27 protein-coding genes and 1 riboswitch are annotated in these 20942 nt (G+C 51.9%); of the genes, 15 read left to right on the forward strand and 12 right to left on the reverse strand.

Features of this window, described 5'->3' with window-relative positions:
* Positions 1-182: 182 nt before the first annotated feature.
* Entirely contained in the window at positions 183-524 is a 342-nt protein-coding gene (locus tag ACEN86_RS19600) for a hypothetical protein (protein ID WP_495632155.1), read from the reverse strand.
* A 424-nt stretch (positions 525-948) separates the two neighbouring features.
* Between ACEN86_RS19600 and ACEN86_RS19605 the strand changes: the two genes are divergently transcribed.
* The gene (locus ACEN86_RS19605; protein ID WP_495632156.1) at positions 949-1908 is read left to right on the forward strand and encodes a TRM11 family SAM-dependent methyltransferase; all 960 of its coding nucleotides are present in this window, start codon (positions 949-951) and stop codon (positions 1906-1908) included.
* On the opposite strand, the gene ACEN86_RS19610 is transcribed toward ACEN86_RS19605, so the two are convergent.
* The gene (locus ACEN86_RS19610; RefSeq protein ID WP_495634356.1) at positions 1892-2344 is read right to left on the reverse strand and encodes a L,D-transpeptidase family protein; all 453 of its coding nucleotides are present in this window, start codon (positions 2342-2344) and stop codon (positions 1892-1894) included. The genes ACEN86_RS19605 and ACEN86_RS19610 overlap by 17 nt on opposite strands.
* Complete coding sequence (locus tag ACEN86_RS19615; protein ID WP_495632157.1) at positions 2230-2568, reverse strand: hypothetical protein; 339 nt, start codon at positions 2566-2568, stop codon at positions 2230-2232. The genes ACEN86_RS19610 and ACEN86_RS19615 overlap by 115 nt, the downstream gene beginning before the upstream one ends.
* Positions 2569-2816: 248 nt before the next feature.
* On the opposite strand from ACEN86_RS19615, the gene ACEN86_RS19620 reads away from it, so the two are divergent.
* The 4 genes from ACEN86_RS19620 (at position 2817) to ACEN86_RS19635 (ending at position 4647) form a co-directional block, all read left to right on the forward strand.
* The gene (locus ACEN86_RS19620) at positions 2817-3329 is read left to right on the forward strand and encodes a TetR/AcrR family transcriptional regulator (protein WP_495632158.1); all 513 of its coding nucleotides are present in this window, start codon (positions 2817-2819) and stop codon (positions 3327-3329) included.
* 67 nt (positions 3330-3396) lie between these two features.
* Positions 3397-3903 (forward strand): DUF4188 domain-containing protein, encoded by a 507-nt coding sequence (locus ACEN86_RS19625; protein ID WP_495632159.1) that lies wholly within the window; start codon positions 3397-3399, stop codon positions 3901-3903.
* Between the two features lie 148 nt (positions 3904-4051).
* On the forward strand, positions 4052-4195 hold the full coding sequence (locus tag ACEN86_RS19630; RefSeq protein WP_495632160.1) for a DUF4181 domain-containing protein: 144 nt from the start codon (positions 4052-4054) through the stop codon (positions 4193-4195).
* Between the two features lie 104 nt (positions 4196-4299).
* Complete coding sequence (locus ACEN86_RS19635; RefSeq protein WP_495634357.1) at positions 4300-4647, forward strand: VOC family protein; 348 nt, start codon at positions 4300-4302, stop codon at positions 4645-4647.
* A 350-nt stretch (positions 4648-4997) separates the two neighbouring features.
* On the opposite strand, the gene ACEN86_RS19640 is transcribed toward ACEN86_RS19635, so the two are convergent.
* Positions 4998-6446 (reverse strand): DEAD/DEAH box helicase, encoded by a 1449-nt coding sequence (locus ACEN86_RS19640; protein WP_495632161.1) that lies wholly within the window; start codon positions 6444-6446, stop codon positions 4998-5000.
* 190 nt (positions 6447-6636) lie between these two features.
* Here ACEN86_RS19640 and ACEN86_RS19645 point away from each other — a divergent pair, with 190 nt between their 5' ends.
* Positions 6637-7002 carry a DUF948 domain-containing protein gene (locus ACEN86_RS19645; RefSeq protein ID WP_495632162.1) on the forward strand — a complete coding sequence of 122 codons (366 nt, stop codon included), beginning with the start codon at positions 6637-6639 and terminating at the stop codon, positions 7000-7002.
* A 171-nt stretch (positions 7003-7173) separates the two neighbouring features.
* Here ACEN86_RS19645 and ACEN86_RS19650 read toward each other — a convergent pair whose 3' ends face one another.
* The 3 genes from ACEN86_RS19650 to ACEN86_RS19660 form a co-directional block, all read right to left on the reverse strand.
* On the reverse strand, positions 7174-8175 hold the full coding sequence (locus tag ACEN86_RS19650) for a sigma-70 family RNA polymerase sigma factor (protein WP_495632163.1): 1002 nt from the start codon (positions 8173-8175) through the stop codon (positions 7174-7176).
* Between the two features lie 126 nt (positions 8176-8301).
* On the reverse strand, positions 8302-8748 hold the full coding sequence (locus ACEN86_RS19655; protein WP_495632164.1) for a carboxymuconolactone decarboxylase family protein: 447 nt from the start codon (positions 8746-8748) through the stop codon (positions 8302-8304).
* Positions 8749-8962: 214 nt separating this feature from the next.
* Entirely contained in the window at positions 8963-10075 is a 1113-nt protein-coding gene (locus ACEN86_RS19660; protein ID WP_495632165.1) for an MBL fold metallo-hydrolase, read from the reverse strand.
* 140 nt (positions 10076-10215) lie between these two features.
* Here ACEN86_RS19660 and ACEN86_RS19665 point away from each other — a divergent pair, with 140 nt between their 5' ends.
* A complete protein-coding gene (locus tag ACEN86_RS19665) occupies positions 10216-10827 on the forward strand; it encodes a DUF2239 family protein (RefSeq protein ID WP_495632166.1) in 612 nt (203 codons plus the stop codon).
* A 24-nt stretch (positions 10828-10851) separates the two neighbouring features.
* On the forward strand, positions 10852-11757 hold the full coding sequence (locus ACEN86_RS19670; RefSeq protein WP_495632167.1) for an alpha/beta fold hydrolase: 906 nt from the start codon (positions 10852-10854) through the stop codon (positions 11755-11757).
* A gap of 196 nt (positions 11758-11953) precedes the next feature.
* On the opposite strand, the gene greA is transcribed toward ACEN86_RS19670, so the two are convergent.
* Positions 11954-12430, reverse strand: a complete 477-nt coding sequence (gene greA / locus ACEN86_RS19675; RefSeq protein WP_495632168.1) for a transcription elongation factor GreA — start codon at positions 12428-12430, stop codon at positions 11954-11956.
* A gap of 201 nt (positions 12431-12631) precedes the next feature.
* On the opposite strand from greA, the gene ACEN86_RS19680 reads away from it, so the two are divergent.
* Complete coding sequence (locus tag ACEN86_RS19680; RefSeq protein ID WP_495632169.1) at positions 12632-13495, forward strand: AraC family transcriptional regulator; 864 nt, start codon at positions 12632-12634, stop codon at positions 13493-13495.
* Between the two features lie 200 nt (positions 13496-13695).
* The gene (locus ACEN86_RS19685) at positions 13696-14277 is read left to right on the forward strand and encodes an NAD(P)H-dependent oxidoreductase (RefSeq protein WP_495632170.1); all 582 of its coding nucleotides are present in this window, start codon (positions 13696-13698) and stop codon (positions 14275-14277) included.
* Between the two features lie 247 nt (positions 14278-14524).
* Here the strand turns inward: ACEN86_RS19685 and ACEN86_RS19690 are convergent, their stop codons facing one another.
* Entirely contained in the window at positions 14525-16213 is a 1689-nt protein-coding gene (locus ACEN86_RS19690; RefSeq protein WP_495632171.1) for a methyl-accepting chemotaxis protein, read from the reverse strand.
* Between the two features lie 219 nt (positions 16214-16432).
* Here ACEN86_RS19690 and ACEN86_RS19695 point away from each other — a divergent pair, with 219 nt between their 5' ends.
* From ACEN86_RS19695 to ACEN86_RS19705, 3 genes are all read left to right on the forward strand, one after another.
* Entirely contained in the window at positions 16433-16903 is a 471-nt protein-coding gene (locus tag ACEN86_RS19695; RefSeq protein ID WP_495632172.1) for a DUF4385 domain-containing protein, read from the forward strand.
* Positions 16904-16992: 89 nt separating this feature from the next.
* The gene (locus ACEN86_RS19700) at positions 16993-17403 is read left to right on the forward strand and encodes a collagen-like protein (protein WP_495632173.1); all 411 of its coding nucleotides are present in this window, start codon (positions 16993-16995) and stop codon (positions 17401-17403) included.
* A 76-nt stretch (positions 17404-17479) separates the two neighbouring features.
* Entirely contained in the window at positions 17480-17662 is a 183-nt protein-coding gene (locus ACEN86_RS19705; RefSeq protein WP_495632174.1) for a DUF2524 domain-containing protein, read from the forward strand.
* A 66-nt stretch (positions 17663-17728) separates the two neighbouring features.
* On the opposite strand, the gene ACEN86_RS19710 is transcribed toward ACEN86_RS19705, so the two are convergent.
* Entirely contained in the window at positions 17729-18094 is a 366-nt protein-coding gene (locus tag ACEN86_RS19710; RefSeq protein WP_495632175.1) for a winged helix-turn-helix transcriptional regulator, read from the reverse strand.
* A gap of 127 nt (positions 18095-18221) precedes the next feature.
* Between ACEN86_RS19710 and ACEN86_RS19715 the strand changes: the two genes are divergently transcribed.
* On the forward strand, positions 18222-19436 hold the full coding sequence (locus ACEN86_RS19715) for an MFS transporter (protein ID WP_495632176.1): 1215 nt from the start codon (positions 18222-18224) through the stop codon (positions 19434-19436).
* Between the two features lie 146 nt (positions 19437-19582).
* Here ACEN86_RS19715 and ACEN86_RS19720 read toward each other — a convergent pair whose 3' ends face one another.
* Both ACEN86_RS19720 and ACEN86_RS19725 read right to left on the reverse strand, forming a co-directional pair.
* Entirely contained in the window at positions 19583-19900 is a 318-nt protein-coding gene (locus ACEN86_RS19720; protein ID WP_495632177.1) for a hypothetical protein, read from the reverse strand.
* A gap of 18 nt (positions 19901-19918) precedes the next feature.
* Complete coding sequence (locus tag ACEN86_RS19725) at positions 19919-20044, reverse strand: hypothetical protein (protein WP_495632178.1); 126 nt, start codon at positions 20042-20044, stop codon at positions 19919-19921.
* 139 nt (positions 20045-20183) lie between these two features.
* Here ACEN86_RS19725 and ACEN86_RS19730 point away from each other — a divergent pair, with 139 nt between their 5' ends.
* Positions 20184-20654 (forward strand): ferritin family protein, encoded by a 471-nt coding sequence (locus tag ACEN86_RS19730; protein WP_495632179.1) that lies wholly within the window; start codon positions 20184-20186, stop codon positions 20652-20654.
* An 87-nt stretch (positions 20655-20741) separates the two neighbouring features.
* Positions 20742-20844: riboswitch (TPP riboswitch) on the forward strand.
* Positions 20845-20942 lie beyond the last annotated feature (98 nt).

Raw genomic sequence — 20942 nt, forward strand, 5'->3', positions numbered from 1 at the left:
GAGTGTAGTCTCTCGAAGCTGCGTTACACAGGTGTGGTAATGAAGGAAAGAGTTATAATCTTATCGGTTATAGTTATCCTGTAGCTCGTTATTGTAGCCAACATAAACCACTATAGTAACTCCTGTTTGTGTATGAACAGTCGAGCCTTTTTGGGGATCAAGGACATATTTTCTCTAACAGCCTATTTCCCTCTCAGAAAAGCCGCCGCAAACTCGATCGCCTGCACGACCTCTTTCACGAACTGCGCGTTCTCCTTCTCCCAGTTGGCGGGATTGTCCATCTCATACTCCTCCACCCAGTCTCGAAGCTGGGCGGCAGCTTCCTGGCGCTGAGCGGGCTTCGCAGCTCCGCCTTTGCCGCGCAGAGCCTGGGCCGCGAACTGCATCGCTTTACAGGTGTCTTTTACAAACCCGTACTCGTCCTTGTCCCATGCCTTGGGATTGTTCATATCATAGAAGGAGATCCACTTCTCCAGCAGCCCGGCTGCCTTCACAGGATCCATTTTCACGCTCGATTGTGCCATTTTCAACTTAGCTCCATTCTTTTGTCATATAATATATAAGATGCAGTTAGGATTTTCACATTTTGGGTACGGTCGTAACTACGGGGAATGCTTGGACTTCCGGCCGCTGTTGTCTCCAGATTTCCGATTTATACTATTGTGTTGAAATCCGGAGACAAAGCATATGCTTCCGATGTAGCTTTCCTTTAGAAAGCTTGTAGGCGGTCGCTTCGCTCCTACAGTTCCAACCTTCCCCTCCCTTACGCCTCTTCTCCATGTCATCTTTTTAACTACATCTTATATAGTCACAGGCCGCACCTGTAATCGCTCCCCTTAGTGTACCACCCCGGCGGGGGAGAATTCCTGTTTTTTGCATTTTTACGGCCTAATTAATTTGAAATATACGTTAGACTATGTATTATACTTGAGGCATTCATTTAAGAAGATGCGAAGGAGATTACATTTGAATACACCTGAATTCATATACACCTATGCCTATCCTGAGGAGGAAGTCTCCTTGTGTCAGCTTGAGATGCGGGCCCTCTTCGGGTTCGTGCCTGAGACCAGCCTGCTGAAGAGCACCACCGAAATCGACCCCAGCCGCAGCCCCTTCATCCGGGAGCGCATTGATGTGATGTACGAGGGGGACAAGCTTGAGGATATCCTCAAGCAGGTGGAAGAGATCGAACTGAATGGAGACACATTCAAAGTTATTTTCGTGAAGACGAACGATCTCACCGGCGACGACAAAGTCGAGTACGATGAGCGCCGCGCAATCGAAAGAGAGATGGGGATGCATATTGAGGGAGAGGCGGACGTGAACAAGCCCGATCACTGGTTCGGCCTGGTTGCCATGGGCGGACGCTGGTACTTCGGCCGCTACCAGAAAAGCACTGCCGTATGGCTCCATCATATGAAAAAGCCACGCAGCTACTCCATCGCCCTGAGTACGCGGGTAGCCCGGGCTGCGGCCAACATTGCCGTTCCGAAGCCCGAAGGCGTACGGGCCATCGATCCCTGCTGCGGCATTGGAACGGTCATGATTGAAGCCCTGTCCATGGGCATAGATATTATCGGCCGGGACATCAATCCGCTGATCGCCCGCGGTGCGCGGGAGAACATTGCCCATTTCGGCTACAACGCGCCGGTAACCCTCGGTGATATTGCGGACATCACCGAGCATTATGATGTCGCGATTGTCGACATGCCGTACAATCACTTCTCGAAGGCCTCTTCGGAGACCCAGCGATCCATTCTGAAGCACGCCCGGCGGATAGCGGACAAGGTCGTCATTATCAGCGTCGAGTCGATGAATGAGATGATTGCAGAGTCCGGGCTAACTGAGCTGGACCGCGGATTTGTTCGGAAGGCGGGATTTACCCGTCAGATTATTGTCTGCGGGTAATTGTAATTACCGGAGACTGCTTCGGATCAAGCCTGCCCATGACCTTGAGAAGGTTCGCCTCTGACATCGCCATACAGCCGGCGGTAGGCTTATCTTGACTGCGCCAGATATGCAAGAAGATGGCGCTGCCTTTTCCTTTTATAATCGGATTGTCGTTGTACCTGATTACCACAGCATATTTGTACTGCGGGATATACAGACGCTCGAAGGACTTCCACCTAGCAGCCGGATTGCCCGTATAGTGAACCCATTTGTTATACTGCGCTGAGGTAGGATCATCGATCCAGTAATCCTGCCGGCCTGCCAAGGCATAGGTCATCTTCAGCCCTGCTGGCTTAGCTGCCGTGCCAAAGGCGTGACCGATCGGGAAGGTGCCGGCAGGCGTCTTCCCATCGCCTTCGCGCGACTTGCCAATCCCGTTCTTGCCGAGTACCACGGAATTCCGCTGAGTGTGGTCTTCCATTCCCCGTTTATTTTCTCGCGCAGAGACAAGGTTCCCTTGAATGAGGAACTGCTTGCTGCCTCAACCAGAATAACCTGCCCTTCCGAAGTCTCCTGGCGAACCGGAGGCATCTTATCAGATGCACCTTCTGCGGATACGCCAGCGCACAACACCATCGTAGTTACAGCCATAAGAAGCAAAACTCTTAAAACTCTCACCCGTTCTCCCCCTCCGAGATGCCAATTCTACCAAAGCCCTCTTCCTCTCATTACCCCCTATTTAACGACAGAACTTCAGGCTTTTCTAGACAAAATTTAGGGGATTCCGGGTTCCTGGGAGATTTGTTAGCGAGAGTTTCTTACTTACTTGCGATTTAACTATACCTGGAAAAAATTGTTGACAACTTGCGGCGATGCAGTATATTTATTAATTAATAAATAAATGAAATCTTGGAGGACATCAAGAAGTGGCCAAAGAAGATCGCAAGCAGCAAATTCTCGAAACAGCCATAACCGTCTTTGCCGAACAAGGGTATTACAAGACCACGACCGCACAAATTGCTCACGTAGTAGGGATTACGCAGCCCTATGTATTTCATTTTTTCAAAACGAAGGAAGATCTGTTCATCGCAGTGCTGCAGCAGTCCGTTAAGCGTATTGCAGGCATATTCAGGGAAGTTGAGGCGCCGGCGGAGCAGCTGATGGATCAGATGGGCAGAGCGTTCTATGATTTGTTAGAGACACACCGGGACGAAACGCTTCTGTCGATGCAGGCGTTCACGACGGCTGAGCCGATCATTCGCCAAAGGGTCCAGGAAGGCTTTGCCCATATCCATCAGGTAGTTAAGGAAAAATTCGAGCGAGCAAAGATCCCCCAACCCGGCTTCCAGGCTTCTAGCTTCATTGGACTCGGAATGACTGCGGTCATGTCCAAGGTATTGGAGCTGCCCCAGCTTTCACCATACTGTGAGGAGGAGTAACATCCCTTATCCTGTTTTTGATTACACCAATTAGTTAACAACCCATTGTTGAAGGAGATGAATTTCAATGGCAAAAGTAACACCTGGAAGATACACAGCTCGTATAGAGGGGGACTTCGTCGTCTTCCTAATCGGCATGCGCGTCAACAAGCTTTGGGCCGTGCACAAATGGCTACCGGTATTTCTGGCCATGACGCCTATGGTGCGGGAACTTTATACCAATCGCAAGCTTGGCTTCCGTGGCACGGAGTTCATGCTGGGCTGGCGCAGCATCCATCTGCTTCAATATTGGGATTCATATGATCAGCTGGAGGCGTATGCCCGAAGCGGGCAGCATCTTACCGCATGGGGAAATTTCAACCGCAAGATCGGAACGGATGGAACAGTCGGAATCTACCATGAAACCTATAAGATCCGAGCCAACGAGTATGAGTGCTTATACGGCAACATGCCGGTGTTTGGGCTTGCGAAGGTGTCGGAGCATATTCCGGCTGTGGGCCGGATGGAGACGTCGCGCCGTCGTATGGGAGGGGAGAATGATCCCGCCGTGCCGACTCCGGCAAACCCTCAATAATCGTTGCAGTTAATTACCTAAATACATATTATGGTAATGTGGTTGTGAAAGAGGGACGGGGCGGGGGGTTTTTGAATGGGAAGTGCAACATTAGGAATTATAGCTATCACTCTATCTATTTCTTTTTATTTGTTAAGACGACGGCTGGTTGGAATTTATCATTATCACCCTTATCCTGTCGGGTGGTTTTCGGGCCTTTGTAGATTGGAAATATAGAAAAGGCTCCAAAGAGTATCTGGCTTCACTTATTGTATTAGCTCTTGGTGTAACGTTAGTCTTATTGCTTATGTAATTTATCAGCAGCTGAGTTGAACCTTCTGAGCGGTTTGAATCTCGATCTCAAATATCTATGTAATGAGATTACAAAAATTTTGATATAGTTGGGAGCTGAACATGATGATAAAAGGTTTTGGGGGCGTTTTTTGGAGAACCAGGGATCTTAAGACTACCAAGAAGTGGTACAGCGAAGTGTTAAAGCTTGAGATTGGTGACTGGAATGGAACTATAATCAAACCTCAGTCAGGAAATGAGACTATTCTTTCCTTCTTCACTGAGGAGGACAACTACTTCCCAACAGGGCAACAAGTGATGTTAAATTTCCAAGTACATAATCTGGACGAGACGCTTAAGCATCTTGAACATGTCGGAGTACCTCTTGCCAAGCAGCAAGAGACTAGTGATTTCGGAAAGTTTATTTGGATTGAAGATCCCGATGGCCGGCTGATCGAGCTTTGGGAGAAATAACAATAAAGAGGAACCTCAGATTAAGTTTTTTAAGGGAGGACTCTAGATGTCTTTAGTTAATAAATTAAGAATAGTCAGCGCTTTGATCATGAGTGGTGGAGCCCTCTATCCCATGGGATATGCTCCAAAAAGCGTGTACTTTTTCACACTTGTACCCGGACTACTACTCCTCTTCGTTTCAACCCATCTCGAAAGCAAGCAGAGGCGTTAGCAAATGAAGATGATAATAAGGGCAGTCCAGGACTTTATCTATTCGGTCCACGGCTGCCCTGCTTTCATTTACTTGAGCCTACTTTACGTCTAACCACTGCATACCCGCTGCTACTGTACGTCCAAGCACCACATACCCGCTATTTATTCGCTTTATGCACCTTCAGCTGCTTGCCCTTAATGGTGGTATGCTTCATAACCTGAAGCACGAGCGGGCCCTTGCCGTTAAGAATCTCTACATAGCTTACATTGTCCTGTATGGTAATAATGCCGATGTCCTCCGCCGTAACGCCTTCGATCCGGGCCAGGGTGCCGACAAAGTCCACGGCTCTAAGCTTCTTCTTCTTCCCGCCATTGAAGTAGAGCTTCATGATCTCCTTGTTGATCTCTTCACTCTTCTCTTTCTTGAGTGCGGTCCGCGAATAGATTTTCTGTTCAAAAGCTTCCATCGCTCCGCTCACTTCCTCCTCGGAGGGCGCCTCCACCCGAGGGATCTGGAATCCGATATACTGTTCGATCTCGGCCAAATACTTGTCCTCCCGCGGCGTCATCAGCGTAATAGCCTGTCCGGTGCGTCCCGCACGGCCTGTACGGCCTGTCCGGTGAACATAGCTCTCCTTGTCCATGGGAATATCGTAGTTAATGACATGCGTGATGTTCTCAATATCGATCCCGCGCGCGGCCACATCGGTGGCAACCAGATAGCGGAATTGACCCCGGCGGAACGCATTCATGACCTCGAACCGGTCCTCCTGCACCATGCCCCCATGAATCCGGTCACACGGATACTCTGCGTCGGCAAGCTGCCGGAACACCTGGTTCACCAGCTCCTGAGTCCGGCAAAAAATCATACAGCTGTCCGGGTTCCTTGTAATCAGCAGGTTCTGAAGCACTTCAGGCTTCTCTGCTTCCGTAACCTCGATAAGAGAATGCTCGATCTGGTTCGTCGTGATCCCGCCGGTTCCTTGAACTTCGATATATTCGGGATCCTTCATATACTTGCGGCTCAGGTTGTCGACATCCTGAGGCAGCGTAGCCGATAGCAGCACGGTGACCCGATCCGCCGGCACGGCCTGAATGATCGCCTCCACCTGATCAATGAAGCCCATGTTCAGCATCTCGTCCGCTTCGTCAATCACAAGGTATTTCAGGCGCCCAAGCGGCAGCGATCCCCGCTGAATATGGTCCAGCACGCGTCCGGGAGTGCCTACCACAATGTGATTCTTCTGCTTAAGCTCCAGCTTCTGCACAGCATAAGGGTGTCTCCCATATACGGCCGCGGCCTTGACCCGCTTGAAGCGGCCAATGTTCGTGATGTCCTCTTTCACCTGTACGGCAAGCTCCCGGGTCGGTGTCAGGACGAGCGCCTGCGGCTTGTTCTCGTTCCAGTCCACAAGCTCACAGAGCGGAATGGCATAAGCGCCCGTCTTGCCGCTCCCCGTCTGTGACTTCACTACAATATCCCTGTCTGCAAGCAGCAGGGGGATAACCTGACTCTGCACATCGGTGGGACGGTCGAACCCGAGGCCCTGAAGGGCACGGACAATCTCTTCACTTAATCTGGCTTCTGCAAAATGTTCTATGTTCATGGCTGCAACCTCTTTTATCCTAAGTTATGTTGGCTGGTAATCGGGCCAGATCCTGGCCTGGCATCTGCTCAAGCTTATTCTAGCACAGTCCCGAGGAGGCTCGTTAGCCCGCGAGCTAAGGAAGTCATCTCGCTTCAGAGCATAATCCTGCTCCTTGTACATATGGTAGTTACAGAGGAGGAGATGTCCTATGACTTTTCAGCTTAGTGTAACGCTCATCGCGGTGGCTTTTGCTGCCCTGGCTGCCGTTGGCATTCTGACTTTGCGCAAGACGATGACTTCTCTCGACGAGACGAACAAGACGCTCGGGGAAGTCCGCAACGCCGTCCACGGACTAACCCAGGAAGCGCAGGTACTGATCCGTAATGCCAACCAGATCACCATGGACGTTAAGGGCAAGATGAAGGCCGTCGACCCGATTGTGGAATCCGCCCATGATGTGGGTGAGGTGCTCCATAATGTGACAAGCACGGTCAAGCAGGCGGCCTCGGCCATCGGGCAAAAGGTGACTGAGCAGCGCGCCCACGGGCAGAAGGTAAATGTGAAGGTGAAATAGCCTAGCGTGCATGAGATGTGAGCCAGGCTGAATGCCATACAGAAGTCAGTCTGAGTGCAAGGCGATGCTCCCAGCGCACAGTGCTCAACGTCACATGACGCCCATAGCGACCATAGGCCGCCCTTTGCGTAAGGGCAGCCTTATTTTTATGCCAAATTAGCTCGCGCGCATTTATACCCTATGCTCCTCGCCCTCGCCCATCACTGCACGGATATGGCCAAGTTTATCCGGATTCACCACAATAAATACCCGCTGTATAAGGTCAACTTCGGGCGACAGCTCCAAGGTGATCACCGCTCTCGCCGTATTCTCCTCATGAAAGACCAGGCTCAATCCTCCATTCATCTCCATAAGGCGCATATTCCAGATGCGCAGCTTCTTGAAGGCACGCTGTGAGGTCAGCAGAGCCACAACCCGTTCCCGGGTGATGATCGGATTGATCGCAGCCCGTACCCGGCCGCCGCCATCGGAGACGAGCACCGCATCCTCTGTAAGCAGGCTCACCATCTCGCCGATATCATAATGCTGAATGGCGTCCGCGAACCTGCTCATGAGTGCTGCCCGGCGATCTAGGGAGCCGATGGTTAATGCGGAATTTGGAGCCCTGTTACCCAGGCTTTGCTTGGCCCGGCTGAAGATCTTGCGGCAGCCTGCCTCCGACTTTCCAACTACCTCGGCAATGAATCCATAATCATATTCGAAGACCTCCCTGAGCAGGAATACCGTCCGCTCGGCCGCCGTCAGCCTCTCCAGCATGACCAGGTAGGCATAGGAGAGGGTATCCGTCCGCTCAGCTGCTTCATAAGGCCCGTCGTAATGTGCCGCATAGGCATCAGGCAGCGGTTCCGGCAGCCATTCGCCAACATAAGTCTCCCGCCTCCGAGAGGCAGACTGTATGAGATTAAGGCAGCGGTTCGTAATGGATTTGGCCACATAGGCCTTCACATTTCGAATGCCGGATAAGGACCGTCCGTGTATCTCCGTGAACCAATCCTGGACTATGTCCTCCGCGTCCGTGACGGACCCCAGCATCCGGTACGCGACCGAGAATGCATAGGATCGATACGCAAGGTACAGCTGCTCCATCTCAGGCGTTCCCAGCTGAGCTTCCATGACCCCCCGGTTCTCATTCGCATTCAACTGTGCGCCAGTGCCCGCTCCTGTATTTGTCATGTTAACGCCCCCCGTTTGGATATAGTCTCCTAACGCCTAGACATCTAACTCCATATATGCCAAAAGGAGCCCGATTAAGGCTCCCGAATAGATCAGTCCCGCTGCACCAGCCCCCTGGACCTTCGATCAGTCAAAACACCCCGGGTACATTCCGGTGGCAATGGCTATCCGATTCCAGCTGCAGATCGCATTAATGGCCATGACCAAATCGACATACTCTTTCTCGCTGAAGTGCTCGCGCACTCGTTCATAGACGGCCCCTGGAACACCCGAATCCGCTACCCGCACCAAGTATTCCGTAAGTTCCAGCGCAGCTTTCTCTTTATCAGAATAGGTCGGCATCTCCCTCCACACACTCAGCATCAAAGCCCGTTCCACAGGCTCTCCGAGCTTTAGCAGGTCTTTCACGTGATAATCGATGCAGTAGGCGCAGCCATTAATCTGAGAGGCACGAATCTTAATTAGTTCAAACAGCACTTTATCCACCCCGCTGCTGCTTACCGCCTGCTCAAATGCCTGCATAGCCTTCAGCGCTGCAGGGTTAACTTCCCGATAATTAAATCTCACACTCATCAGTGTCGCCTCCTTAAGTTCTCTCATTAAGAAGACAGATTACTGATTGAATTTGTGACACCCACGATTGAAAATTTAACCCGAGTCTCCAAAGTTTAGATGCCAACAACCGTCAAGGCTGAGTATTTAATACTGTATGCCGTCCTGCACAAGGGATGGGGCATCCTCTATCGAAAGGTTTCATTCAGTTCGTACAATTTCGTGCGTTTCCGTCCTACTCGGCCTCCCGCCACCAGGCAGCCGAGATGGGGTTCTGCAGCTGCCCCACCCTGACCGTCTCTCCGATCCGAGGCGTAATCATCTCGACTTTCCGTTTGGCTGCCTCACGTAGGGCACGCTCCACGGGTTCCGTCCATGGGTGCAGGGCCAGCGTGAAGGCAGCCCAGTGAATGGGCATCATCACATCTCCGCGCAGATCCAGATGAGCCTGCACCGTCTGCTCAGGCATCATATGAATGCTGGCCCAGCGCTGGTCATACTGTCCACACTCCATCAAATTCAGGTCAAAGGGTCCATACTTTGCTCCAATCTCGGCAAAATGAGGCCCGTACCCGCTGTCCCCGCTATAAAAGATTCTGGCCTGCTGCCCATGAAGAACCCATGAGCACCAAAGTGTCGTATTGCTGGTCAGGCTGCGGCCGGAGAAATGGCGGGCTGGCGTACACACCAGCCTGATGCCCTCGAATTCAGCCTCTTCCCACCAGTCATACTCTTCAATCCGCTCCGGGTTGACTCCCCATCGCTCCAGATGCGCGGCCACCCCAAGGGGCACGAAGAACCGGCGTACCTTGTCCCTAATCTTCAGTATGGTGACATAGTCGAGGTGATCATAGTGATCATGAGACAGAATCACGGCATCCAGCTCAGGCAAATCTTCAGCCTCACAAGGAAGCTTATCGCTGTATCGCTTCCCGCCCACAATGGGGGTCGGCGAGGGAGCTCTGCCGAGCATCGGATCCAGAAAGATCCGCTTCCCGTCAAGTTCCAGGAGCAGCGCCGAGTGTCCGAACCAGGTAACCTTGGCTTCCCCGGAAGACGACATCTGAGAAGGCGAGTAAGGAACCACATTGAGCGGAAGACGGGGTCTTCGGCCGGGTCCCCCCTTAATCATATCGATGAGGATGGACAGGTTCCCCTTTAAGCTGTGATCGACCGAGGTCTCAATTTGGTTCACGAATTTGCCCTTCACGCGGTTCTTCGAGCGGTTGATGTGTTCCAGTGACTGCGGCGAAGGCTTCCCGCCAAAGATCGGGTGCAGCAATATATACAGATAGACAATCATAACCAGGATTAATATGGCTGAGACCACGTACATCCATGTAGCCATGCAGATGACCCCTTTTCTAAGTATTCTCACTATGTAATATTCTGGATGTTACCTATAAATCATACTACTATGCCGTTCAGAATCCAAATCATGCTCCCGGGTAAAATTAACCCAACCATATCAGAAGGAGGAGGTTCAGCATGCCTAATGACTTAACGCATCTTAACTGCACGGCCTTTTTGGGTACGAGAATCGTTGCTCGTGGTTCTTTACATCACGTGGTATCTGAAGTAAAGGATGCCTTGGATAACGAGGAACTCACACAGCTGCTTGTATTTGACGATATCACCGGGAAGCAGATCGATATTGATTTTCGCGGGAACACAGAAGATGTACTCACACGGTTAGGAGAGCCGTCTGGCGGCTTGCCCGGTGCGGAAGTAAATCCCGAGCCTGCAAGGCGAATCGGCAGGCCCAAGCTGGGGGTTGTATCCGGTGAGGTTACGTTACTGCCACGGCACTGGGATTGGCTTAAGAGTCAACCTGGAGGGGCGTCGGTAACGCTGCGCAAGCTCGTTGAAGAGGCCCGCCGTTCTGGAGAAGATCAGAGCCGGGTACGGGAGTCCCAAGAAGCAGCCTATTGCTTTATGACCGCGATGGCCGGGAACTTCCAGCATTACGAAGAGGCGCTGCGGGAGCTTTATGCTGGGGATTTGGAGCGATTTAACCACTTTATTGATGACTGGGCACCTGATATCAGAGACCATCTCAAACGCTTAGCCGCTAATGCCTTCCCAGAAGAGAATGTATGAGTAAATGAGAGGAGATCTATAATTATGAATATCGTGAAAGTGAACGGCATTGATCTGGCCTATGACAGCTTCGGCCGTAAGGATGACGCAGCTGTTCTCCTCATTGCCGGGCTTGGAACCCAGATGATCCGGTGGACGGATTCGTTCTGTCAGGTGTTAGCGGCGCGGGGCTTTCACGTGATTCGCTTTGACAATCGCGACGCAGGCTGCTCGGCGCATTTTACCCACTATGGGGCGCTGGACTTTGACACACTGGCGGCTACTCTCATGTCGGGGCAGCGACCGGACATTCCTTACACCCTGGATGACATGTCCAAGGACGCTATCGGATTGCTTGACGCCCTTTCCATTGACCGGGCCCATTTCGTTGGCAGGTCAATGGGCGGAATGATCGCACAGCTTGCAGCCAGTGAATACCCTGAACGGGTTCTATCACTCACCTCCATTATGTCCAGCTCCGGCAATCCCGAGCTGCCGCCATCTTCCCCGGATGTCATGGCGATGATGACTAAGCCGGCACCGAGCCCCTTTGAGGATGAAGAAGGTTATTTGGCGCACAGCCTCTCTTTTGCAAAGCGTATCGCCGGTACGGGCTATCCGTTCGATGAGGACGCTTACCGGGCGCTTATTCTCGAGGAGGTCCAGCGAGCCTATGATCCGGGCAGTACCGGGCGACAAATTGCTGCAATCGCGGTCTCCGGTGACCGGCGTCCACAACTAAATACGATAGCAGTCCCAGCGCTTGTTATCCATGGGATGGACGATCCCCTGTTCGTCCCGGCATGCGGCGAAGACACCGCTTCGGCCATCCCGGGCGCCGAGCTCATGCTGGTTGACGGCATGGGGCACGACCTGCCGCACCAGCTGTATGAACTAACAGCTGACGCCATAGAGCGAACGGCTCGCCGCAATGGACGCGCGTATCGTTAATAGCCACAAGCTGGGGTCTCACGGTGCCCCATCACCCAACTAATAAGACCTCCAGACCCTTCGCTTAATGATAAGCCAAGGCAATCAGGAGGCCTTTTGCATGTGTTGGTACCAAAATCAGCATCTGCCCTTGAAATCACAAACAGCTCCACCTATGCTAAATTTAGCAAGATGAAGCTGTTCTCTAACTCTTCGATTAGGCCAAGCCCTTAATCTCAAGCAGCTCGTATTCGATCTTCCCCATAGGGGCCTCTACGGTGATCTTGTCTCCGACGGATTTCCCCATGAGCGCTGCGCCCAGCGGGCTCTCGTAAGAGATTTTGTTATCGGCGACGTCCGCCTCTGCGGGTCCTACGATTCTGTATTCGATTTGTTCGGCGAATTCCACATCATTCAGAATGACGACAGAACCGACCTGAACGACGGAATTGTCGATTTGGTCTACAATCCTTGCGTTTTTCAGCATTTTCTCAATCGTAAGCACTCTCGTCTCCATGAAAGATTGATCATTTTTGGCCGAGTGATACTCACTGTTCTCTTTAAGGTCTCCGTAGCTGATTGCTGTCTTAAGGCGCTCTGCAAGCTCTCTGCGCTTGACCGTGGTCAGCTCCTCTAGTTCGCGTTCAAGCTGGGCATAGCCCTCACGTGTCATAATAATTTCGTCTTTAGACATTTCCGTACCTCCTGAATAGTTTCAAACTTATGATACTAATTATTGTAACCGATTTACAGCGCCCGTGACGGGTTAATCCGGACTCAGGTGATTTTTAATATCATGAGCAGCTGCCCCCCGGTGCTATTCACAGACCGCACGCAATGACAGGAATTCCATATTTACCAGTGATAAGATCATGTACAAAGGAGGTGATGCGGTATGGATTGGCTGAACCGGATGAACAAGGCTATTGATTTGATGGAGAACATGATGGAAGAACCCTTTGATATAAGCGAAATAGCCAAAGCGGCTTACTCCTCCCCTTTTCACTTCCAGCGCATGTTCCATATGCTGACCAGTATGACTGTAGCGGAGTATATTCGCAAGCGCAGGTTGACGTTAGCTGCACAGGAACTGGCCATTTCCGGCTCCAGAGTGCTCGATATTGCGCTGAGATCCGGTTACGAATCCCCGGAGTCCTTCTCCAAGGCCTTCCGAAAGCTGCACGGGGTTCCTCCATCCGAGGCGCGTAGCCCAGGAGTTACCCTCAAAGCCTTCCCCCGCATCTCTTTCCATCTATCACTGAAGGGAGATCAAGGAATGGACTATCGTATTGTGGAGCAAGAGGAGTATCAGGTTGCAGGCAAGTTAATCGAGGTCACTACAAGAGACGGGGAGAACCACCGGGTGATCCCGAAGTTCTGGGTGGCCTGTAACGCCGATGGCACATCTGACAAGCTATTTTCGATCGGACTGGACAAGAATCTGCTCGGCATCTGCCTGGATATGCGGCCCGAGCAGGAGCTGTTCAATTACATGATCGGCACCCGGGTAAGCCCCGGAACCTCTCTGGAAGAGGAGTTTACCGTGCGGACCATCCCCGCTGCGACCTGGGCGGTATTCACTTCAGCCGGACCAATGCCAGACGCGATTCAAGACGTATGGAAAAGGATTTTTCAGGACTGGTTCCCTTCTACGGGGTATGAACACGCCGAGGGCCCCGAGATTGAACTCTATCCCATGGGCGATATTTCATCTGCAAGCTATCAGTGTGAGGTCTGGATTCCTGTAATCAAGAAATAATTCCAGACTTTCCCCGGCTGCCCCGTACGATCTCCTCCTTGTTGGCACATCAGGCAGATTGTGGCGCAGTAGATCATATCTTTAATTAGGCGGACTCGCTTACAATGATCCATATTCCCAATCGCTAGCACGAATGTCCGAACTGATGGCATTCGGTCTGAGTCAGCCAGAGAGTCACGGGACCCAAAGGAGGAGTTACCATGGCAAAAAAGATCGCTTTAATCAACGGACATCCAGATCCGGCAAGCTATTGCAGCGCATTGGCCGAATCCTATATGAAAGGAGCCGCCTCCAATAAAGCGGAGGTTCGCTGCATTGAGCTTGGCAGGCTCAGCTTCAACCCCAATCTTATGTACGGATACTCAAAACGGATGGAACTCGAGGAGGATCTGCTGGCGGCACAGAAGACGATCAGCTGGGCCGATCATCTGGTCTTTGTCTATCCGACCTGGTGGGGCACGATGCCTGCCCTCATGAAGGGCTTCATTGACCGCACGTTCCTGCCGGACTTCGCTTACCAGAATGTGCCCGGTTCCCCACTTCCCAAGAAGCTGCTAAAAGGGAAGACGGCACATCTCCTTGTCACCATGGATTCGCCGCACTGGTACTACAAGTGGGTGGCGAAGCAGGCAGGACACCATATTATGAAGCGCAGCATTCTCGGATTCTGCGGAGTTGCTCCTGTCCGAATTACTGAATTTGGCCCCATCAAGACATCATCCGCCGAGCGGCGGCAGCAGTGGCTGGATACAGCTCTGCAGCTTGGCACCAAGTTAGCATAGCCTAAATGGCTGAACCGGAATCCTCCCTATGCCTGCGCGTTAGGGGTGCACCGATTTGTGCCGACTCCCTAACACCGTCCCCTTCGCAGACCTGTACTCCTTGATAATCGGGACATTTATGAGTGCGATCTTCTGAGCCTAATGCGGATAAGTATGCAAAAAGCCTTCTGTCCCACGCTGTGGACAGAAGGCCTTCTTCATATCAGGCTAGTCTTAGCCTACGCTCTTACTCGGCCGACCCCGGCCTTTATACTTTAAATCTGCTGACCAAGGCCTGAAGCTCCTGCGACATCTTGCTTAACGCTTCCGCCGAGGAAGCCACTTCCTCCATGGAGGCATTCTGCTCCTCCGCAGATGCGGCTACGTTCTGGGTATTCGCAGAGGACTGCTCTGCAATCAGCGCGATATTCTCCATGATCTCGACCATCGCGCGGGCACTTGCATTCGCCTGCTCCACCACCGCCGATACGTCCCGCGTCTCGGAAGACACCTGCTGGATAGAACTCAGGATATCGGTGAATACCTCCCCTGTCCGGTCCACCTGCTTAATTCCCTCCTGGAAGACCTCGGTGCCTTCATTCATGGACACCACAGCTCGCTCCGCCTCGCTCTGGACCTCCATAATAAGATCCCGGATCTGTGCAGCGGCATCCGTCGTCTGCTCTGCCAGCTTACGCACTTCACCTGCCACGACCGCGAAGCCTCTACCCTGCTCTCCTGCCCGGGCTGCCTCAATGGAAGCGTTGAGGGCCAGCAGGTTCGTCTGGCCGGCAATCTCCGTAATTAACTTCACGATCTGTCCGATCTCGTTAGACTTCTCACCCAGTGAGTTGACCACTTCAGCCGAGGTCTTAACGGATTGCTGAACCAGGCTCATCTGCCGGATCGCCTCGGTGACTACCGCATTTCCCTGTCCTGCCTTCTCATTCGCAAGGTCGGTCAGTCCGGTGACTGCGCGAATGGAGGACTCGGCCTGATCCATGCCTTTGGAGATCTCGCCTACAGCCTGTGTGGCATCATGCGCGCTGCTTACCTGCTTCTCAGATCCGGTAGCCGCTTCCTGCATCGATATCGTGATCTGTTCAGTTGCGCGGCCGGTCTGCTCCGCATTAGCGGCAAGCTCTTCCGCAGTTGCCGCGACCTGCTCGGTATTGAATCCTACCTGGGAGATGACATTCCGCAGATTGAGTTTCATTTGATTGAATGAGCGGGCCAGATCGCCGATCTCGTCACGGCTCTTCACAGCGATATCTTCCTGATCCAGATAACCTGCAGCAATCTTCTCTGCGCCTTGGGCCAGCGCCTTCACCGATCTGGAGATCAGCCGGGAGATGATAATCCCAATGAGGGCAGCTAGCAGGATCGAAATAAGACTGACGATAACAAGCGTAGTCTTCACCGAGTCTACAAGTGCCGTCGTGTCCTTGCTTCCCTGGTCCATAAGTTGTTCCTGACTCTTAGCGATCTGATCCGCTACTTCCCGCAAATCCCTCACAATAGGGAAAACCTTCTCTGTCGAAAATTGTTTCGCCTGGGCCACCTGCCCCGACCTCATGAGGGCGGCTGACTGATCCGCCGTAATCTTGAACTGTTCGTTCAAGGCATCCATGCGCTTTAGCCGATCTTTATTTGCCGCAATCGTTACAAGATTTCCAGTTACTTTGATATTATCCTTAAGCTCTTTATAGGCTGAGGTCAGAGCATCTGCGGCCCCTTCCTCCTGCAGCAGCAGGCCTCTTAAATTACTAATTTCGCGTGAAGCAGAATTCTGCATATCCTTGGTATTCGATAGAATCACAGCCCGCCGGTCAACCAAATCCGAATACGTCTCATCCACCCTTTGCAGCTGAGTATAAGAGAGAAAACTTATAATACCAAGCAGTACGGCAATACTTAAAAAGCTGGCAACCAACTTCTGTCCAAGCGTCAATTTCATATCTTGTTGTCCTCCTAGATGATGTTCCTCTTATAGTAATGAAATTGGAAAGAAAAAACAATAGTGAAAACGGATTCAAAGCTGCCAACTTAGCAAAAAGCAGACCTATCATCACGGAGTGAAATGCCCGCACTGCAAGGTCTCTTGCGAGGTTTGCCGAATTCCTGTCCGGGGTATTACCTCTTATGAAGAGACAGCATCCAAGCTAGGAGTGTTGACATGACCATAAAGCCCTTCGACTATTCCCTGGATTACAAACAACTCAATATCCGCGAGCACCCCGAACTATATGCCGTTGGACGCGGGGAGCAGGGCGTGCTGCTGGTGGAGCCCTACAAAAGCGAAATCCTCCCCTACTGGCGCTTCGCGACACCGGAAATCGCACGGAAATCTTCAGAGAAGATATTCGGCCTGTTCCTGGATTATAAGCAGGCGGGTGACTTTATTGGAATGGACATGGCCCGGAAATTTCTGCAGATGGGCTATACCCGGGCCCGCCGTTACACGAACCACAAGGGCGGACGTAAGTACGGGGAGGATGGCCGTGTGCTTCCTTTTCAGAACGATCCGGTTAAGGCTGAGGCCGCCGCTATTTTCAAAGCTAAATGGCAGGAAGCCAAGACCGATCCGGATTATATCCGCATGAAGGCGGAGCACCGGAGCAAATACGAAGCTCCAGGTTCCAAATAAACCTGCCTTAACCGGGCAATAGCCCAGCCCTGATCCCACCCTTCTACATACATTACATTAGCCCACTACCTAGAAGGAGTGAATTAACTATGGGATTTAATCCACCGCCAGGACCGTTTAACCCGCAGAACCCGCAAGGATCACAAGGACCATTTGGGCCCCAAGGTCCATTTGGACCACCGGGGGCATTCACGCCAGGACAGCCAGGACCCGGGATGCCGCCAGGACCGCAGGGTCCCGGAGGAGCACCGCAGCCTCCCTCTTCACCTCCGCCCCCATTTGTCCCTCAACAGCAGGCATCAGCCTTTGCGGTTGACCCCGGATCGATTGTCCGCTGCCTGTTCCGCTACACTTACATTTGGCAGACGAATGGCGATCAATACTGGTTCTATCCGGTCTTTGTCGGCCGTACCTCCGTATCGGGCTATAGATTCTTCGGGGGCCGCTGGATGTTCTTTGGTGTTGACCTGAGAAGAATCAGCTCTTTTACATGCTACTGATGACCAGGCACGAATAAGTGCAGCGAAATTCTCCATAATAGGGAGGTAAACTTAAGGCCCGAATGGAGGAACTGCCATGATTGAGAATCTTGAAAGCAGCTATAACTGTGCCCGTGCGGGGGATGATCTGCATCAGCTTAAGCAGGAGCTTGCTTCGCTGCGCGCCCAGGGGACACAGACCCAGGAACATGAAGAGAACATCAATCGGCTGGAGAACCAAATTTCGTTCATTATGAACAAATGCGGCATTAACCACTGATCTGCACAGCTCTTCAGCACTTAAGCCCTCCCTCACCTTAAGGTGAAGAGAGGGCTTATTTCGGGTTCATTTATTCAGAATACTATCCTCCAGCACCACGGACTTATCTCCGTACTCCTTAATAATATGCCGCTCTCCCCAAGAACAGAGTGAATCGAGAATCTCCTTCAGGCTCCATCCATACTCTGTAAGTTCGTACTCCACTCTGGGAGGAACCTCGTTATAGCTGATCCGATTCACAATGCCATCGCACACCAGCTCTCGAAGCTGCTGGGTCAGCATCTTCTGGGTTATCCCCGGCATGAGTGCCTTCAGCTCGCTTGTCCGGCGCTTGCCATGCGTCAGGTGGCACAGAATCACGCATTTCCACTTTCCTCCGATGACCTCCAGGGTCGCTTCAATCGATATATTATATTTTTTGCGGGCTTCCATCCTTTATTCCTCCAATAGTTACTTTTTAGTGACTATATAACTTGAAAGTACGTACTATTCATTTCGAATCAGTTCATACATAATAACATTTGCCGCTTGGCAATGACTATACTTAGGAGTGGATGAAATGTCTTTAGATAAAAAAAGAAGCACGTTCGCGCTTCTGGCGCTGGCCATTAGTGCGTTTGCCATTGGTACAACGGAGTTCATCAGCGTAGGTCTGCTGCCTCTGATCGCAGGCAGCCTGCATATCTCGGTGCCCCTTGCCGGGCTGACCGTGACCCTGTACGCCCTTGGGGTCACTTTCGGTGCTCCGGTACTGACTTCCCTAACCTCGGGAGTTCCCCGCAAGACGCTGCTCATGTGGATCATGCTTGTCTTCATTGCAGGCAACAGCCTGGCCGCGTTCTCGGGCAGCATAACTCTGCTCCTTACCGCGCGCGTGATATCGGCACTGGCCCACGGGGTATTCATGTCGATCGGCTCTACGATTGCCGCAGATCTTGTGCCGGAGAACCGCAGAGCGAGCGCGATCTCCATCATGTTCTCAGGTCTTACCATTGCCACCGTAACCGGGGTGCCGCTGGGAACCTGGATCGGCCAGCATCTTGGTTGGCGGGCCGCGTTCGTGGCCATTGCCGCTGTCGGTATTATTGCCTTTATCGCCAACGTGATCCTCGTTCCTTCAGGACTTCGCAAAGGGAACCGGACGCCAGTGAGTGAGCAGCTTAGACTGATCACCAATGGACGGTTGCTGCTCTCCTTCGCCATTACAGCACTCGGCTATGGCGGGACATTTGTGGTCTTCACTTATCTGTCTCCGCTGCTGCATGACATTACCGGCTTCAAGGAAGGCATGGTAGCCTTCCTACTCCTGCTCTACGGCATCGCCATTGCGATAGGCAACGTGATCGGCGGCAAAGCCGCGAACAGGAACCCGGTCTCCGCCCTGTTCTATATGTTCGCCGCCCAGGCCCTCATCCTGTTCATTCTCATGTTCACGGCACCCTTCAAGGCGGCGGGCCTGATTACGATCCTCTTCATGGGCCTGTTCGCTTTCATGAATGTGCCTGGCCTGCAGATCTTCGTTCTGACGCTGGCCGAGCGGTATGTACCCAAGGCGGTAGACGTAGCCTCTGCACTCAATATTGCCGCTTTCAACGCAGGCATTGCGATTGGGGCTTATCTTGGCGGCATCGTAACCGAGAAGCTCGGGCTCATTCATACGACCTGGGTCGGGGCGCTGATGGTGCTGGCCGCCGTGCTGCTGACTGGCTGGAGCCGTGCGCTGGAACGACGCGAACGTCCTGCTGTACAGGCCGTGTCTGGATCTAACTGCTAACTCCATCAGCAGACTAAAGAGACCCTTCCGCATGTCCATTTGCGGAGGGTCTTGTACATATTTACTGCTCGGGAGCCGGGGATATCCCGCCCTGTTTGATCTGGCCTCCTCAGCCATTCCCCGTTCCGTCGCCCGGGTCCGGCGGATCAGGTGTTTTTGCGAACAAAAGCATCCAGCAGATCAGCCACACTAACATCCCCGAGCTCTTCGGCTATCCGGTCCGCCTTCGTCTTCCTTCTGATCGATCCTGTCAAGACGATTTCAATGTTTTGGTCTTTGTCCAGCAGGATGGAGTTAACCTCAAGCACATTCGTAAGCAAGCCGACAACCACGGCGATCTGCTGGGGGGATAGCTTGGCGGGAGTGTTCTTCTTTTTTCCATTGCTGCCATTACCATTACTTCCATTGCCACTGCCATTGCCGCCCTTAGTCCCATTACCACCACCGTTGCCGCTATTCCTCACGGGCCTCTCCCCCAAAATTTACACTATAATCGTATTTCCTGTATCCACGCCACCTTCCTCTTTACCAAGCCCCATTGCAAAGGCAGCAAAAATAACAGCCATCACAATCGCAGTGATTAGTATCTTACTGTTCTCTTCATCCATATATGGACCACCTTATATTCAAATCTATCCTGCTTCATCATATGACAGCTTCTTCAAGAGGTGCACCTCTCCGCCCAGAGATGAATACACTACAGCACAGGCATATATAACATTTTGAATGAGGCGGTGTTATTTGATTATGTATTACCAACCTTATGTGATTCCTCACCCTGCAGCTTTTCGTTCCGTGTCCTATTATCGCAACAGCGACCTTGTAATCAAGCTTGTCGGGGAGTCGATCCAAGGTGAACGAAATGATGAACTGTTCTATGACGCTCTTATTAAAATGGCTCCTACTCAGCAAGAGAAGGATGTTATTATCAGTATCCGTAATGATGAGAGAAAGCACCGGAAAATGTTCCGGACCCTGTATACCGAGTTAACAGGAATGGCTCCTCCCGCAGGCGAGAATCAACCGGTAGAAGCCCTGCCCGCTACTTATCTGGAAGGAATCGAGAAGGCGCTTATGGGAGAGTTGAAAGCATTTGAGAAATACCGCACGATTTATTTGAATATTGATCCCAAGTACCGCGATTGGATATTTGAGATCATGACCGACGAACTCAAGCATGCGTCTTATTACAACTGGCTGTATGCCAAGAACAAGTGATAGCAAGGGAACAGGGTATTTGAGCTTCGCCTGAATTGTGGTATATTTAATGCGTTCATTATGAGCAGAAGATAACCTCATACGTCTTAATTTCACTAGGGGAGCCTGCCGGCTGAGACGAAGTAACCGCTTCGGACCCTTGGAACCTGATCTGGATCATACCAGCGTAGGGAAGTGAAGCGCCTTTGAATCATGTCATTCAATCATGAACTCAGCAAAGTGTAGGCCCTTCATCCTTTTACGGGAATGAGGGGCCTTTTTAGGTTGTTCTTAAGTGGTACTTTATGG

It is taken from the genome of Paenibacillus sp. Paensp111 (assembly GCF_059492195.1).

Bases quoted from the DNA above. Each gene is read 5' to 3' on its own strand.
- ACEN86_RS19635 (WP_495634357.1), top strand. From the start codon at position 4,300: ATGATAAAAGGTTTTGGGGGCGTTTTTTGGAGAACCAGGGATCTTAAG.
- ACEN86_RS19685 (WP_495632170.1), top strand. From the start codon at position 13,696: ATGGCAAAAAAGATCGCTTTAATCAACGGACATCCAGATCCGGCAAGC.
- ACEN86_RS19680 (WP_495632169.1), top strand. From the start codon at position 12,632: ATGGATTGGCTGAACCGGATGAACAAGGCTATTGATTTGATGGAGAAC.
- greA (WP_495632168.1), bottom strand. From the start codon at position 12,430: ATGTCTAAAGACGAAATTATTATGACACGTGAGGGCTATGCCCAGCTT.
- ACEN86_RS19695 (WP_495632172.1), top strand. From the start codon at position 16,433: ATGACCATAAAGCCCTTCGACTATTCCCTGGATTACAAACAACTCAAT.
- ACEN86_RS19660 (WP_495632165.1), bottom strand. From the start codon at position 10,075: ATGGCTACATGGATGTACGTGGTCTCAGCCATATTAATCCTGGTTATG.
- ACEN86_RS19625 (WP_495632159.1), top strand. From the start codon at position 3,397: ATGGCAAAAGTAACACCTGGAAGATACACAGCTCGTATAGAGGGGGAC.
- ACEN86_RS19600 (WP_495632155.1), bottom strand. From the start codon at position 524: ATGGCACAATCGAGCGTGAAAATGGATCCTGTGAAGGCAGCCGGGCTG.
- ACEN86_RS19710 (WP_495632175.1), bottom strand. From the start codon at position 18,094: ATGGAAGCCCGCAAAAAATATAATATATCGATTGAAGCGACCCTGGAG.
- ACEN86_RS19700 (WP_495632173.1), top strand. From the start codon at position 16,993: ATGGGATTTAATCCACCGCCAGGACCGTTTAACCCGCAGAACCCGCAA.
- ACEN86_RS19690 (WP_495632171.1), bottom strand. From the start codon at position 16,213: ATGAAATTGACGCTTGGACAGAAGTTGGTTGCCAGCTTTTTAAGTATT.
- ACEN86_RS19655 (WP_495632164.1), bottom strand. From the start codon at position 8,748: ATGAGTGTGAGATTTAATTATCGGGAAGTTAACCCTGCAGCGCTGAAG.
- ACEN86_RS19645 (WP_495632162.1), top strand. From the start codon at position 6,637: ATGACTTTTCAGCTTAGTGTAACGCTCATCGCGGTGGCTTTTGCTGCC.
- ACEN86_RS19730 (WP_495632179.1), top strand. From the start codon at position 20,184: ATGTATTACCAACCTTATGTGATTCCTCACCCTGCAGCTTTTCGTTCC.
- ACEN86_RS19665 (WP_495632166.1), top strand. From the start codon at position 10,216: ATGCCTAATGACTTAACGCATCTTAACTGCACGGCCTTTTTGGGTACG.
- ACEN86_RS19640 (WP_495632161.1), bottom strand. From the start codon at position 6,446: ATGAACATAGAACATTTTGCAGAAGCCAGATTAAGTGAAGAGATTGTC.
- ACEN86_RS19605 (WP_495632156.1), top strand. From the start codon at position 949: ATGCGAAGGAGATTACATTTGAATACACCTGAATTCATATACACCTAT.
- ACEN86_RS19705 (WP_495632174.1), top strand. From the start codon at position 17,480: ATGATTGAGAATCTTGAAAGCAGCTATAACTGTGCCCGTGCGGGGGAT.
- ACEN86_RS19650 (WP_495632163.1), bottom strand. From the start codon at position 8,175: ATGACAAATACAGGAGCGGGCACTGGCGCACAGTTGAATGCGAATGAG.
- ACEN86_RS19715 (WP_495632176.1), top strand. From the start codon at position 18,222: ATGTCTTTAGATAAAAAAAGAAGCACGTTCGCGCTTCTGGCGCTGGCC.
- ACEN86_RS19670 (WP_495632167.1), top strand. From the start codon at position 10,852: ATGAATATCGTGAAAGTGAACGGCATTGATCTGGCCTATGACAGCTTC.
- ACEN86_RS19725 (WP_495632178.1), bottom strand. From the start codon at position 20,044: ATGGATGAAGAGAACAGTAAGATACTAATCACTGCGATTGTGATGGCT.